The organism is Mycolicibacterium mageritense, from assembly GCF_010727475.1.
GTDB classification, from domain to species: Bacteria; Actinomycetota; Actinomycetes; order Mycobacteriales; family Mycobacteriaceae; genus Mycobacterium; species Mycobacterium mageritense.
Map to the genome: position 1 here is coordinate 2,761,137 of NZ_AP022567.1, position 13,242 is coordinate 2,774,378.

Consider the following 13,242-nt stretch of genomic DNA (forward strand, 5'->3'; position numbering starts at 1 on the left):
ATCCCATCTGGACATGGCGGGCAAGGCCGCATAGCCTCATCCACACCTATTCAACAAAGTGACTAAGTGAGGTGCCGATGCATCCCTTCCGGCAGGCCGTCGAGGCCCGCGACGAGGACGCGATGGCTGCGCTCCTGGCCGACGACGTCGTGTTCACCAGCCCCGTGGCGTTCAAGCCCTATCCGGGTAAGTCCATCACCGCGGCCATCCTGCGCGGCGTGCTGCGCGTCTTCGAAGACTTCCACTACATCCGTGAGATCGCCGACGCCAACGGCCACGACCACGCCCTGGTCTTCGAGGCCACGGTGTCGGGCAAGCGGATCACCGGGTGCGACTTCATCCACACCAACGACGACGGACTGATTGACGACTTCATGGTGATGGTGCGCCCGTTGTCGGGCGCGCAGGCACTCTCCGAGGCCATGGGTGCCCAGTTCGAGCGGATCCAGCAGGAAGCATTGGCGGGGCAGTGACCATGCGCATCGGACTCGGTATCAACTACGCGGGCGGTTTCAAAGAGGTGGCCGCCGAGGTCGCCGACCTCGAACGCGCGGGGCTCGACATCGTCTTCGTGCCCGAGGCGTATTCGTTCGACGCGGTGAGCGCACTGGGCTACCTGGCGGCGAGCACCGAACGCGTGCAATTGGCGTCGGGGATCATGCAGCTCTACACGCGCACCCCGACCTTGACCGCGATGACGGCCGCCGGGCTCGACTACGTGTCCGACGGCCGGTTCGTCCTGGGGCTCGGAGCCTCCGGCCCGCAGGTGATCGAGGGCTTCCACGGCGTGCCCTACGACGCTCCGATCGGCCGCACCCGCGAGGTCGTCGAGATCTGCCGCGCGGTGTGGCGCCGTGAGCGGCTGCAGTATGCCGGCAAGTACTACACGGTCCCGCTGCCCGCCGACCAGGGCACCGGGCTGGGCAAGTCCCTCAAGCTCATCAACGAGCCTGTCCGGGAACGCATTCCGGTGTTGCTCGCGGCGCTTGGCCCCAAGAACGTCGAGCTGGCCGCCGAGATCGCCGAGGGCTGGCAGCCGATCTTCTTCCTGCCGGAAAAGGCGCAGGACGTGTGGGGTGACGCCCTGCGGGCCGGCAAGGCCAACCGCGACCCCGCACTCGGCGAACTCGACGTCTACGCGGGCCCGGTGCTGGCCATCGGCGACGACGTCGAACCGCTGCGCGAGTTCGTCAAGCCGCACCTGGCCCTGTACATCGGCGGCATGGGCGCCAAGGGCAAGAACTTCTACCACGCGCTGGCCACCAGCTACGGCTACGGCGCCGAGGCCGACCGCATCCAGGAGCTCTACCTGGCCGGTGACAAAGAGGCCGCGGCGAAGGTCGTTCCCGACGACCTGGTGCGTGACGTATCCCTCATCGGTTCAGCGGGATTCGTCAAGGAACGGATCGCGGCGTTCCGCGAGGCCGGCGTCACCACACTCAACGTGGTGCCGATTGCGGCGACGCCGGCAGAACGCGTCAAGCTCATCGAGCAGCTGCGGAACCTGGTGTAGCCCGCGGCTACCCGAACTGGCCGGGCTGGTAGTCGCCGGCCGGCTGGCGGGTGATGACGTTGAGGCGGTTGACCGTGCCCATGAACGAGATCAGGCAGACCAGTGCGGCGAGCTGATCCTCGTCGTAGTGTTTGGCCGCGTTGGCCCACACCTCGTCGGATACCCCGCCCGCCGCGTCGGCGATGCGCGTGCCCTCCTCGGCCAGCTCCAGGGCCGCGCGTTCGGCCTCCGTGAACACCGTGGCCTCGCGCCACGCGGCGACCAGGTTGAGCCTGGTCTGACTCTCGCCGGCCGCGATGGCGTCCTTGGTGTGCATGTCGGTGCAGAACCCGCAGCCGTTGATCTGGCTGGCGCGCAGCGCCACCAGCTCGCGCGTGGCCTGGGGCAGCGGCGAATCCTTGATCACCTTGCCCGCGGCCGTCACGTACTTCAGCATCTTCATGGCTGTCGCGTTCTCGAACATGTTCAGTCGAGCATCCATGGGGTGCACTCCTTGTCGATGTGTCGTTATCGGGTTCCCCCTCTAGACACCTCGACTGCGCGGAATGTGACAGCTTTCGAGAAATTGGTCGCGGAATTGGATTGGAGTAGCGGCCTACTCTAGGGCGCGGTCTCGCCCCAGCCGGACAATCCGAGCATGGAAATGCGCGGTGAGCACGCAATCGTCCTCGGCGCCAGCATGAGCGGCCTGCTGGCCGCCAGGGTGCTGGCCGACTTCTACCGCACCGTGACGATCGTCGAGCGTGACGAACTGCCGAGCGACCCGGCCAACCGGCGTGGGGTGCCGCAGGGCCGCATGATTCATGCGCTGTCAGCCCGGGGATCGCAGATCCTCGACGAACTGTTCCCGGGTTTCCTCGACGAGCTGACCGCTGACGGGGTCGCCAGCTGGAATGACGGCGACTTCTCGAAGATGTGCATATCGGTCGGCGGCCACTTCTTGGTGCGGTCCGGGAAGTCCGCCAGACACGAGCCGATGACCATGCAGTTCCCCAGCCGGCCGCTGCTGGAACACCATGTCCGCGAACGTGTTCGGCGCATATCCAATGTTTCGGTCCAGGACGGCCGCGATGTGCTCGGGCTCACCGCGACGCCGCGGCGCGACCGGGTCACCGGGGTACGGGTGGCACGTCACGCAACGGGCGAGGTCGCCACGCTTTCGGCCGATGTGATCGTCGACGCCACCGGCCGCGGTTCCCGGACGCCGGTATTCCTCGACGAACTCGGTTACGCCAGGCCCTTCGAGGACGATCTGGTGGTCCGGCTCGTCTACGCCGGCCAGCTGCTGCGGCTGCCGGCCGGGGCCGTGGACGAGCACTTCGTCGCGGTCATGCCGGTCGCGGGGCGGCCCCGGATGCTGGGTTTGGTCGGATACGAGAACGGTATGTGGATGTTCGCGGTCGGCGCGATGGCCGGACTCGAGCCACCGACGGAGTTTCCCGAGATGCTGGAATTCGTCACCGATTTCGCGCCCGCGCATGTGCTGGCGGCGCTGCGAACCGCCGAGCCCGTCGGCGAGGTGCAGCATCATCGGGTGCCGTCCAACCGCTGGCGCCGCTACGACGCCATGCGCAGCATGCCCGACGGATTGCTGGTGTGCGGTGACGCGGTGTGCAGCTTCAATCCGATCTATGGCCAGGGTATGACGATTGCGGCTGCCGAGGCGCTCGAGCTGCGCGACTGCCTCCGCCGTGGCACTCACGGGCTGTCCCGGCGCTTCCATCGCGCGAGCGCAAAGAAGGTCCGGGTGGCGTGGCAGACCGCCGCGGGATCGGATCTGGCGCTACCCGAGGTGGTGGGCCCGCGCCCGCTGTCCATGCGCATCAGCAACGCCTATCTGGACAAGGTCATCATCGCTGCGGAAACCGATCCCGATGTCGCGCAACAGTTTCTGCGGGTCATCGGGATGATCGACTCACCCGTGAACCTGCTGCGGCCCAGGTTCCTGACCCGGGTGGCACAGTGCAACCGCCGCAGCGCCCAGGTCGGCAGGCGGCACCCGCCCGTCATGGCAGGCAGCGGGCAGGCATGAGTTCGGCAAACCCTGGGTACTCCGGTCAGACATCTCCGACCGGAAGGCCCCATGACGACGTCGCAGGAACAGCTCGACCAGCGTGACGTGGCGCTCGCGCAACAGGTGGCCGGCGCCGTGGCCTCGTCATTCGCGGCGAAGGTCGTCGGGCAGCAGCACCTGCGCGAGTCGATGCTCGTCGCGCTGCTCGCCGGCGGGCATCTGCTGCTCGAAAGTGTTCCCGGCCTCGCCAAGACCACGGCCGCGCGCGTCGTGGCGGAATCCATCGACGGCACGTTCCACCGCATCCAGTGCACGCCCGACCTGTTGCCCAGCGACATCCTCGGCACGCAGGTGTACGAGGCCGCCACGCACTCGTTCGCGACCCAGCTCGGGCCCGTGCACGCCAACATCGTGCTGCTCGACGAGATCAACCGGTCGAGCGCCAAGACGCAGAGCGCGATGCTTGAGGCGATGGAGGAGCGCCAGACCACGATCGCCGGCGTCGTGTACCCCATCCCCGACCCGTTTCTGGTCGTCGCGACGCAGAACCCGGTGGACCAGGAAGGCACCTATCCGCTGTCGGAAGCCCAGACCGATCGCTTCATGCTCAAAGAACTGCTGCACTATCCGTCGGTCGACAACGAGGTCGAGATCATCGCGCGGATGGACGCCGGGTTGTACGACCGGAACCATCGCACCGCACCGGTGGTGAGCGTCGAGGACGTGCGGCGCGTTCAGGCGATCACCGGGGCCGTGCATCTGGACCGCGCACTCGTCGAATACGCGAGCCGCCTGGTGGGGGTCACCCGGGAACCGCACGAGTACCTGCCGGCCAACCTGGCCAGGCTCGTCGAATACGGTGCCAGCCCCCGCGCCACCATAGCGTTCTGCCGAACGGCCCGAGCCTTGGCCATCCTGCGCGGACGCGACCACGTGGTGCCCGACGACATCGCCAGACTTGCCCATCGTGTCCTGCGGCACCGGCTGATCCTGGGCTTCGAGGCCGCAAGCGCACGAGTCACCCCCGACGTGATCGTCGACGCGGTGCTGCGCGTGGTCCCGGTTCCATAGGCGGGCAACCATGGGTAGACGCCTCGACGCCGCCAAGGTGCATTTCGGCCGGGACACCAGCGGTCTGCTGACCGGAGGCCACCACGCCCTGATCCACACGCGCAGCCTGGAATTCGACGAACTGCGGCCGTACGTGGCGGGCGACGACGTGCGTGACATCGACTGGAAGGCCACGGCGCGGTCCGGCCACACCTTGATCAAGCGGTTCGTGTCGGAGAAACACCACAAGGTCGTGGTGGTCGCCGACGCCGGGCGCAACTCCGCGGGGCTGGCCCCTTCGGGCGAACTGAAACGTGACGTGGCCGAGCACATCATCGGTGCCATCGGGTTGATCACCCTGCCCCGGTCCGACGAGATCGGCATGGTGTTCGGAGACGCTCGCGGCTGCCTCGACATCAGGTTGCGGCGCGGTGAGACTCACATCGAGTATCTGCTGCACCGGTTCCATCAGCACACCACGACCAATCCCGGCGCGAGCGACGTTCTGGTGCAACTCGACTGGACCGCCCGGCACTACCGGCACCGGTCCGTGGTCGTGGTGGTCTCCGACGAGCCAGACGTCACCGACCGGTTGCGCGATGTGCTGCGCGCGCTCACCGCGCGTCACGACGTGTTGTGGGCGATGGTGCCCGACGTGCCTGCCGTGGCGTCGGCCGACGACGACCGCCCCGGAGCCGACGTGCTCGACGGCCGGTTCATCCTGGCCGGTGACGTCCTGGGTCCCGATGTGGTTGCGGCTTATCGGGACTCTGAACGCCAACGCCGCGAGCAACTTTCGGACACTCTCACCCAGCACGGGGTGTCACACGCGATGGTGCCGGGGAGCGACCGCATCCGGGCGGCCCTGACCACGATGACCGGGACGTACGCGCGTGCCGGTTGATCTGCTTCGCCACGTGATGGGGCCCACGCCCTACTCGGGTGTGTGGCTGTGGGTCGCGGTGGTCGCTGCTGCGGCGCTGATCGTGTGGTACACCGGGGTTTTCATGCTGACCAGGCCCGGCCGTCGACCGCTGCCGCTGGTCGGAGCCGCACGTGCCGAACTGGTCAAGCGGCGGTTCGCGCGCGCCGTGCGGCGCATCGGAATCCGTTATCGCGAACGCGACCTCGCGTCCGCGGCGGCCGGGGCAGCGCTGAGCCGTGAAGTCCGCGCCTTCCTGCACGCCATGACGGGTGCCCGCGCACAGTACATGCAGGTCGACGACATCGCCGCGCAGAGCACGCTGGCCCCCGCTGCGCCGCTGCTGGCAGATCTCACCGACGCGCAGTTCAACATGCTTTCGACAGTGGACGTCGCCGCGGCCAGTGATCACGCCGAGGAGTTGATCCGCACGTGGACCTGATCTGGTGGATCGTCGCCATCGCGGGATGTCTGGCCTTGGCCGGTTGCGTGGTGGTCGCACTGATGTGGCCGCGGCGCCAAGCGATCTCGCCGCGCCCGATGGCCAACACCCGTCGGCTCACCGGTCTGCCCGCGTACGTCCGGGCCGTCCGGCGTCACACCATCGCATCCTGTGTCGCGGGTGTGCTGTTGGTCGTCGCATTCGCCGCGGCGGTGCTCGCCGCGGCCCGGCCCACCGGCCTGCCGTCTTCCGCGCACCGATCGGCGGCCCCGCAGCCCGAGGACATCATGGTGTGCGTCGGCAGTCCGGTGACCGACTCGGCAGTGAGTGCCACGCTGCGCTATTTCGCGGGTGAAACCCCCACATTCGGCACCGAGCGCATCGGCCTGACCTCGGCGAACCGCCGCGTGGTGCCGATGACGCGCGACTATCAGTACGCCGCGGCACAATTCGCCCGGTATGCGCGGGCCGTCGAGACGCCCAGCGATGTCGCCGGATTCGTGGCGCCGGTGAGCTACAGCGACTACAGTCGCGCTGCCACAGACGTCCTGGCGATGTGCTTGACCGGTTTCCCGGCGTTCCAGGAGAAGGTGGCCCAGCGTCGATCGCTGATCTACGTCGGACCGGACATCGCGGCGGGCTCGGGGTCGCCACTGTTCACCGGCGAGCAGGTGCGAAAGCTCGCGGTCGACGCGGATATTCAGGTCAATGCGATGGTGACCGGTGGGCCGGGCGAGGTGCTGACCGCGCTCGCGCGAGACACCGGCGGCCGCGCCTATGCGGCCGGTGCCGACGCGACCGCGCACGTCGAGGAGATCCGGGACCACCGGCCTGCCGCCACGGCGGCAGGCACTGCGATGCTGAAATCCGCCGAGGCTCCGGATGTTCCGTTGACCGTCGCCCTGATCGCAGTGGCCGCGGCGCTCGCGTGGGGGGTGGTGATCCAGCGATGAGATTCGAACCCGTCGCGCCTGCGGTGGTGCTCGTCGTGCTCGCAATGGCTGTCGCCTGGGCATCGGTGGCGGCGGTGCGTTCGCATGGGCGGCGTGCGGTCGGACCGGTGGTGGCCGCGGTGTTGTTGTTGATCGCCGCCGCGAGGCCCGTGATCGGTGGTGCCGCGCAACCCGGTGTGACCATTGCCGGCGACCACGAGCCGAGCATCTTCGTGGTGGTCGACCGGTCGGCGGACATGGCCGAGCGCGGCGCGGACGGTCGACCGAGAATCACAGCAGCACAAAACGATCTGGCATCGCTGATCGATCGCTACCCTCGCGCGCGGTTCGCGGTGATCGGCTTCGCGGCCCGCCCGGCACTGGATTGGCCACTGTCCGACGATCAGTGGAGCCTGCGGCCGGTGGTGTCGACGCTGAACCCTGAACCCGCCGCCGCGCAGGACCAGACCAACGTGGGTGCGGCCGCGACCCTGCTGCGGTATCAACTGATCAGCGCGGTACAGCAGTATCCGAGGGCGCAGAACCTGGTGTTCTACCTCGGCGCCGGGGCGCCCGGATCACAGGCCGTGCCGAGGGATTTCGACCTGCCTGCCGACTCGGTCGACGGTGGCGCGGTGTTCGGCTACGGCACCGGTTCCGGTACGGACACCCTGCGCGCGGTCGCGGACCAGATCGGCGTGCCGTACCTGCCGCGCGCGGCCGGGGGATTGCCCGACGACGCCTTTCCGCACATCAGCGCCGCCGAAACCGGCCCGTCGGCGCGGACCCGGGACGGCATCGAGACGTACTGGATCTTCGCGCTCGGCGCCGCAGCACTGATCGTCACCGAACTGTTCCGCGTGCTGACCGATTTTCGTCGCACCCGGTTCGGCAGCAGGAGCGTGTTGACATGACGGACCGCCCGACGCTTCGGCGTCGACTCCTGCTGTACTCGACGCCCGTCGCAGTCATGTTGGTCGTGGTGATCCTCAAGTGTGTCTCGGTGGTCCTGGCAGGCACTGCGGCGCAATCAGACTTCGCCGCGCGGGACACCACTGCGCTGGGGCGCGACGTCGCGATCCTGAACGTGCTCAACGTGATCGAACCGGCCAAGACCCGGTTCGCGGCAGGCGCTCTCGCGGTTCTCGAAGGTCGGCTCGACGACGCCGACCGTGAATTCGCGCTCAGCTTGGCCGTCACCGGCCCAGACTCCGGATGTCCGGCGCGGGTCAATCTCGAACTGGTCCGGGAGACGCTCGGCGACCGCGCCGCGGCCGGCTTCGACGCCCCGGGGGCACTGGCCCGCTACCTGAGTGCCCGGGAACTGGTCGAGCAGGCACCGGTCGGTTGCTTCGCGGGCAACTCCGATCCCGACCCGGAGCGTCGCAAGGTCCGCGATGAGACTGCGCCGCGTCTGGACGCCAAGATCGCGGCGCTGCGGACCGCGCCACCGTTGCCACCCCCTGCCGCTGTTCTGCCACCGCCACCGCCACCGGCGGCCGCGGACTCCGGCGCGGCCCGGCCCGATGCGCCGCTGCAGCTCGATCCCCGCGGCGGGGATCCTTTTGCGCGGTTGCAGCAGATCTTGCGTGATGCCGCGGCACGGCCGTAGCGCGATACTGTCGAGCCGGTACGGCTACGACGAAGGAACGAGCATGGCGGTGGCGGACGGGTTGTCGGCGCGGGAAGCCAAGCGACTGCAGACGCGGGAGCGGCTGATGGGCGCTGCGATCGCGGAATTCAAGCGTGCGGGCATGGCCGAGGCCGACGTCGGAGCGATCGTGGCCGCGGCCGGAGTTGCCCACGGCACGTTCTTCTTTCACTTTCCGACCAAGGAGCACGTGTTGCTGGAGCTGGAGCAGCGCGAAGAAGAGCGGATAGCCAAGCAGTTCGCGCAGTACCTCAAGAAGCCACACGACCTGGCGGGCGCGCTGCGGGAGGCGATGCGGCTCGTGGCGGGCCTGGAGCGCAGGCTCGGTGTTCTGCTGTTCAAAGACTTTCTCGCGCTGCATTTCTCGCAGACACGTCCTCAGACCGAAGGCGGCCAGGACCACCCGGTGATCGTGGGGGTGGCCGGCGAGATCGAACTGGCCCAGCAGCGGGGTGAGGTCGGTGCCGACGTCAACCCGATGAACAGCGCGGTGTTCTTCCTGCTGGGCTTCTATGCACTGTTGGTCACCACCACCGACTGGCCGACTCGCGACGACCTCCTGGAGGACTTCGTGCGCAGGACGCTGCGCAGCATCCGGCCCTAGCGGCGGGCTGGGATCCACCCTCTGTCGGTGTGCTGTTTCATTGACTATAGTCAGTCAACATCGCACACGCGCAGGAGGGGACTTGAAGCTGTCGACGACCGACGTCGGGACATCTGCAGGCGATCACGAGGAGCGGTCCCGGCGCGCGCAACGTGAGGCCGACAGATGGCTGATCTCGGGATCCCTGCTGATCGGCAGCGCCGCCCTCGGGATCTTCGGGCTGCCGCTGTTCCTGCGCGGGGTCTGGCTGCTCCGCCGCGCGCACCGCGACGGGCTCTCGGTGCGGCCCATGATCGTGACCCTGCTCGGCTACCTGGTCATCATCGATGCCGCGATCAATGCCGTGGGATGGTCGCTCGACCTCGTCGGACACCACACCCTGCTGGCTCGCGTGCTACTCAACGGCTGGGGCAACATGTTTGACGCCGGCTACTTCTGGCACTTCAACGAGTTGTGGATCGGCGGTGCCGCGGGCCCGGGCGAGAAGGGCTGGGAAGTGGGCCTGATCCTCACGGTCTTCACCATGCGGATCGCCGCGGCCATCGGGTTCCTGCAGATGAAGCGGTGGGGCCACCAGTGGATGATCGTGACCTGCTGGATGGGCGTCGTGATCTGGGTCGGCTATGTGTTCAACATGACGATGTTCGCCGACGTCCGCTACGCCGGTGTGGTGTTCCCGGTGATCGGCTGGTGGCTCTACGACATCTTCTACATCACGCCGTTCCTGGCCATCCCGTACCTGCACTCGGTGAACCGGGAGATCTTTTCAGACTGACTGTAGTCAGTATCTTTCGAAATGGAGGTTTCGACATGCTGTGGGAGATCTGCCGGTACATCGGTGCGTGGGGCGGCACAGCCCTGATCATCTGGTTCTGGTACTGGATGTTCTCGAACATCGGCACGTTCTGAGCGATGACCGAGTACACCGGTTGGCACCCGAGCATGATCGAACGCAGCTGCGCGTTGACGGCCGTGGCGCTGAGCGGAAACCGCCGAGAAGGCGTCCGCCTGGTGACGGGCGCGCAGCGCGGTTTCGGGCTGAACTCGGCCATGACCTACGTCCAGGTGCCCTATCCGGTTACCGCGTGGACGCGTAGGGCATTGACTTGTGGTGTGGCCCTGCAATGTTCACCGTCCAAAGACCGGCTCGCGGCCTACCGGCTGCATGAGCTGTCGGCCCGCGAACTGCGGGCGCTGACGCTGATCGAAGGGGGTGTCGCACTCGGCTGGATCGCGTCCAGTTGGCCGGGCTTACTGCCCGATCTCACCGGCCTGATCCCGGGCCTGCCAGTCGGCGCGGCCGAGACCGATGCCACTGAAATGCTGAATCAGGCTGTGGCACTGGCCCGTACGAACGGCCCCATCGGGCTCCATCCGCTGCTGGGCAGCCTGCCCGCAACCCACGTCGCGCCGATCGGGCTGACCGACACGCTGCGCCGGCGGTTCGGCCGCATGCCGTGGACCAGTACCCAGAAACGTTTGCCGAGACCGTATTCGGTACCCGTGGGCGGCGACGGCGGGGTGCGCAACCCGAACCTGCCGCCGCCGAGTCGCCCGCAGGACGACGACCTCGACGTCACGCCCGAAAATCGCCCCGGGATCCCGTACCCCGAGTGGAACGCGTGGACCGAGAGCTTCTTGCGCGACCACGTCGCGGTCGTCGAGCGGGCCGCACCGGTACGCCGGACTGGCCCCGCGCCGGCATCGACCGACCTGCGCAGGTGGTTCCGGGAGCACACGCACCGCGCGATGACCGGCCGACTCGATGACGGATCCGATCTCGACGTCGACTCGTACGTAAGGCATTACATCGACCTCGCCACGGGTGAGGCCTCCGAACCAAAGGTTTTCCGTGACCTGTTGCCCGCATGTCGGGACGTCGCCACAGCGCTGCTGCTCGACGGCAGCTCGTCGCTCGGCATCCACGGCGGACGTATCTTCCGGCTGGAGCTCGCGTGTGCGGACGCGCTGTCACGGGCCATGGCGCAGACCCGCGAACGGCATGGCATCTTCGTGTTCACGGGCAACACCCGCCACCACGTCGAAGTGCAGTGCCTCAAGGACTTCGCCGATCCACGCTTCGTGCCGCCGAGCGGATCGGGTCTGGCGGCCGGTGGCTATACGCGGCTCGGGGCACCGCTGCGCCACCTCACCCGGCGGTTGCTGGGCCAACCTGCCGAGCGGCGCCTGCTGATCGTCATCGGCGACGGGCTGATCTCGGACGAAGGCTACGAGGGGCGCTATGCGTGGGCAGACGCAGCGCACGCGGTGCAGGAGGCCGACGACGCCGGGGTCTCTCTCTACTACGTCGGGGTCGGCCCGACTCGGGTGGATCCGTTGCCCGAAGTGTTCGGACCTCGCCGCTCGCAACGCATCCGGCGCGTGGAGGAACTGCCTCGCGTGCTGGCCCACGTACACCGCGAGCTGGTCGCGGCCTGACGGTGAGGATCCTATGAGCACGTACTACGCGAACGGCAACGAGGTCCGGCTGTTCGAGCAGGCCTATCGGCAAGGCATGCCCGTGATGCTCACGGGGCCGACCGGATGCGGCAAGACCCGGTTCGTCGAACACATGGGTTTACTGCTGCAGCGCCCGGTCGTGACCATCAGTTGCCACGACGACCTTACGAGCTCCGACCTGGTGGGCCGGTTCATGGTCACCGGAGGCGATGTGGTGTGGACGGACGGTCCGCTGACCCGGGCGGTCAAGGCGGGCGCGATCTGCTACCTCGACGAGGTCGTGGAAGCCCGCCACGACTCGTTGGCCGTCCTGCACTCGTTGACAGACCACCGGCGGACGCTCTACCTCGACCGGGCCGGTGAAGTGGTGCAGGCGCCGTCTTCCTTCATGCTGGTGTGCTCCTACAACCCCGCGTACCGCAGCTCGTTGAAAGAGCTCAAACCGTCGTTCCGCCAACGCTTTGTCACCCTGAGCATGGACTACCTGCCGCCCGATGGGGAGGCCGAGGTGATCGTCGCAGAAACGGGCGTCGCGCTCGACACCGCGCAACGCCTGGTCCGATGCGCACACGCCATCCGCACCGCCGACGCGGCGTTTCACTACGAACCGCCGTCCACGCGCGTTCTGGTCACCGCGGCCGCGCTGATCGCCGCCGGTGCCACCGAACTGGAAGCCGCGGACGCCTGCGTCCTGGCTCCACTGAGCACCGACGGGGCGATCACCGACGGCCTGCGGGAGGTCGCGGCCGCGAGTCTGCAACACGCCGTGAACGAAAGGAGTTGAGCCCGTGAACGAACAGGAGCGCAAGCGTAAGCGCGCGTTGATCGTGCTGCAGGTGGTCATCTACGGCTACCTGTTCGCGATGTTCTGCATCCAGCTGTACATGTCGTTCGCCCGCGGTTGGTGGGATCTGTGAGTGTGCCGCTGGCCCAATCGGATTCGGTCGGCCTGGAAGAGCATCACGCCGAGTCCCGGCGAGCCCAGCGCCGGGCCGACAAGTGGATGATCGCGGGTGCGCTGCTGATGGGCATGTGGATTCCCGGGCTCATCGGATTCCCCATCTTCATGCGGGGCGTCTGGCTGCAGCGGCAGGCCCAGCGCGCAGGTCTGTCCGTCCGGCCCATGATCGTGACGCTGATCGGCTACCTGGTCCTGATCGACGGCGCGCTCAACAGCCTCGGTTGGGCGCTCGACCTGGTGGCCAACCACACCCTGATCAACCGCGTGCTGATGGTCGGGTGGGGCAACATGTTCGACGCCGGCTACTTCTGGCACTACAACGAACTGTGGGTCGGTGGTTCGTCGGCGCCGGGCGAGAAGTCGATGGTGTTCGGAATGATCGTCACGGTCTTTGCCATGCGCTGCGCCGCCGCGATCGGCTTCCTGCAGATGAAGCGCTGGGGCCACCAGTGGATGATCGTGACCTGCTGGATGGGCGTGCTGATCTGGTGCGTCTACGTGTTCAACATGACCATGTTCGCCGACGTCCGCTATGCCGGCGTGATCTTCCCGGTGATCGGCTGGTGGCTCTACGACATCTTCTACATCACGCCGTTCCTGGCCATCCCGTACCTGCACACGGTCAACCGCGAAATCTTCACGGACTGAAGGAGCATCACAGTGACGGAAGCACCGACAGACCTGCCGCCGGGC

Annotated in this window: 16 protein-coding genes; 15 read left to right on the top strand and 1 reads right to left on the bottom strand. The window is 67.5% G+C overall.

What is annotated here, in order from left to right; all coding sequences use genetic code 11:
- The first annotated feature begins 77 nt into the window (after positions 1 to 77).
- Positions 78 to 473: a nuclear transport factor 2 family protein gene (locus G6N67_RS13015; protein WP_036430784.1), complete on the top strand. Its 396-nt coding sequence runs from the start codon at positions 78 to 80 to the stop codon at positions 471 to 473.
- 2 nt (positions 474 to 475) lie between these two features.
- Positions 476 to 1,513 (top strand): LLM class F420-dependent oxidoreductase, encoded by a 1,038-nt coding sequence (locus G6N67_RS13020; RefSeq protein WP_036430786.1) that lies wholly within the window; start codon positions 476 to 478, stop codon positions 1,511 to 1,513.
- A gap of 7 nt (positions 1,514 to 1,520) precedes the next feature.
- On the opposite strand, the gene G6N67_RS13025 is transcribed toward G6N67_RS13020, so the two are convergent.
- Positions 1,521 to 1,994 (bottom strand): carboxymuconolactone decarboxylase family protein, encoded by a 474-nt coding sequence (locus tag G6N67_RS13025; RefSeq protein WP_036430788.1) that lies wholly within the window; start codon positions 1,992 to 1,994, stop codon positions 1,521 to 1,523.
- A 156-nt stretch (positions 1,995 to 2,150) separates the two neighbouring features.
- Between G6N67_RS13025 and G6N67_RS13030 the strand changes: the two genes are divergently transcribed.
- The 13 genes from G6N67_RS13030 (at position 2,151) to G6N67_RS13085 (ending at position 13,197) form a co-directional block, all read left to right on the top strand.
- Positions 2,151 to 3,545: an FAD-dependent oxidoreductase gene (locus G6N67_RS13030; protein ID WP_036430789.1), complete on the top strand. Its 1,395-nt coding sequence runs from the start codon at positions 2,151 to 2,153 to the stop codon at positions 3,543 to 3,545.
- 51 nt (positions 3,546 to 3,596) lie between these two features.
- Positions 3,597 to 4,598: an AAA family ATPase gene (locus tag G6N67_RS13035; RefSeq protein ID WP_036430790.1), complete on the top strand. Its 1,002-nt coding sequence runs from the start codon at positions 3,597 to 3,599 to the stop codon at positions 4,596 to 4,598.
- Positions 4,599 to 4,608: 10 nt separating this feature from the next.
- A complete protein-coding gene (locus G6N67_RS13040) occupies positions 4,609 to 5,481 on the top strand; it encodes a DUF58 domain-containing protein (RefSeq protein WP_036430792.1) in 873 nt (290 codons plus the stop codon).
- The gene (locus tag G6N67_RS13045; RefSeq protein WP_036430794.1) at positions 5,471 to 5,941 is read left to right on the top strand and encodes a hypothetical protein; all 471 of its coding nucleotides are present in this window, start codon (positions 5,471 to 5,473) and stop codon (positions 5,939 to 5,941) included. Before G6N67_RS13040 ends, G6N67_RS13045 begins: the two co-directional genes overlap by 11 nt.
- The gene (locus G6N67_RS13050) at positions 5,932 to 6,894 is read left to right on the top strand and encodes a hypothetical protein (RefSeq protein ID WP_036430796.1); all 963 of its coding nucleotides are present in this window, start codon (positions 5,932 to 5,934) and stop codon (positions 6,892 to 6,894) included. The genes G6N67_RS13045 and G6N67_RS13050 overlap by 10 nt, the downstream gene beginning before the upstream one ends.
- On the top strand, positions 6,891 to 7,787 hold the full coding sequence (locus G6N67_RS13055) for a vWA domain-containing protein (protein WP_036430799.1): 897 nt from the start codon (positions 6,891 to 6,893) through the stop codon (positions 7,785 to 7,787). Before G6N67_RS13050 ends, G6N67_RS13055 begins: the two co-directional genes overlap by 4 nt.
- Positions 7,784 to 8,485, top strand: a complete 702-nt coding sequence (locus G6N67_RS13060) for a hypothetical protein (RefSeq protein WP_036430801.1) — start codon at positions 7,784 to 7,786, stop codon at positions 8,483 to 8,485. Before G6N67_RS13055 ends, G6N67_RS13060 begins: the two co-directional genes overlap by 4 nt.
- A gap of 43 nt (positions 8,486 to 8,528) precedes the next feature.
- On the top strand, positions 8,529 to 9,128 hold the full coding sequence (locus tag G6N67_RS13065) for a TetR family transcriptional regulator (protein WP_036435044.1): 600 nt from the start codon (positions 8,529 to 8,531) through the stop codon (positions 9,126 to 9,128).
- Positions 9,129 to 9,210: 82 nt separating this feature from the next.
- Positions 9,211 to 9,903 (top strand): hypothetical protein, encoded by a 693-nt coding sequence (locus G6N67_RS13070; RefSeq protein WP_110798379.1) that lies wholly within the window; start codon positions 9,211 to 9,213, stop codon positions 9,901 to 9,903.
- Positions 9,904 to 10,040: 137 nt separating this feature from the next.
- The gene (locus G6N67_RS13075; RefSeq protein ID WP_036430803.1) at positions 10,041 to 11,567 is read left to right on the top strand and encodes a nitric oxide reductase activation protein NorD; all 1,527 of its coding nucleotides are present in this window, start codon (positions 10,041 to 10,043) and stop codon (positions 11,565 to 11,567) included.
- 13 nt (positions 11,568 to 11,580) lie between these two features.
- Positions 11,581 to 12,372 (top strand): CbbQ/NirQ/NorQ/GpvN family protein, encoded by a 792-nt coding sequence (locus tag G6N67_RS13080; protein WP_036430805.1) that lies wholly within the window; start codon positions 11,581 to 11,583, stop codon positions 12,370 to 12,372.
- Between the two features lie 4 nt (positions 12,373 to 12,376).
- Positions 12,377 to 12,505, top strand: a complete 129-nt coding sequence (locus G6N67_RS39515) for a hypothetical protein (protein WP_036430807.1) — start codon at positions 12,377 to 12,379, stop codon at positions 12,503 to 12,505.
- Entirely contained in the window at positions 12,493 to 13,197 is a 705-nt protein-coding gene (locus G6N67_RS13085; protein WP_407663348.1) for a hypothetical protein, read from the top strand. Before G6N67_RS39515 ends, G6N67_RS13085 begins: the two co-directional genes overlap by 13 nt.
- Positions 13,198 to 13,242: the final 45 nt, after the last annotated feature.

What these genes read in the sequence shown, in the direction of transcription:
- G6N67_RS13025 (WP_036430788.1), bottom strand. Translation starts at nt 1,994, where the DNA reads ATGGATGCTCGACTGAACATGTTCGAGAACGCGACAGCCATGAAGATG.
- G6N67_RS13080 (WP_036430805.1), top strand. Translation starts at nt 11,581, where the DNA reads ATGAGCACGTACTACGCGAACGGCAACGAGGTCCGGCTGTTCGAGCAG.
- G6N67_RS13055 (WP_036430799.1), top strand. Translation starts at nt 6,891, where the DNA reads ATGAGATTCGAACCCGTCGCGCCTGCGGTGGTGCTCGTCGTGCTCGCA.
- G6N67_RS13020 (WP_036430786.1), top strand. Translation starts at nt 476, where the DNA reads ATGCGCATCGGACTCGGTATCAACTACGCGGGCGGTTTCAAAGAGGTG.
- G6N67_RS13035 (WP_036430790.1), top strand. Translation starts at nt 3,597, where the DNA reads ATGACGACGTCGCAGGAACAGCTCGACCAGCGTGACGTGGCGCTCGCG.
- G6N67_RS13060 (WP_036430801.1), top strand. Translation starts at nt 7,784, where the DNA reads ATGACGGACCGCCCGACGCTTCGGCGTCGACTCCTGCTGTACTCGACG.
- G6N67_RS13015 (WP_036430784.1), top strand. Translation starts at nt 78, where the DNA reads ATGCATCCCTTCCGGCAGGCCGTCGAGGCCCGCGACGAGGACGCGATG.
- G6N67_RS13030 (WP_036430789.1), top strand. Translation starts at nt 2,151, where the DNA reads ATGGAAATGCGCGGTGAGCACGCAATCGTCCTCGGCGCCAGCATGAGC.
- G6N67_RS13065 (WP_036435044.1), top strand. Translation starts at nt 8,529, where the DNA reads ATGGCGGTGGCGGACGGGTTGTCGGCGCGGGAAGCCAAGCGACTGCAG.
- G6N67_RS13040 (WP_036430792.1), top strand. Translation starts at nt 4,609, where the DNA reads ATGGGTAGACGCCTCGACGCCGCCAAGGTGCATTTCGGCCGGGACACC.
- G6N67_RS13075 (WP_036430803.1), top strand. Translation starts at nt 10,041, where the DNA reads ATGACCGAGTACACCGGTTGGCACCCGAGCATGATCGAACGCAGCTGC.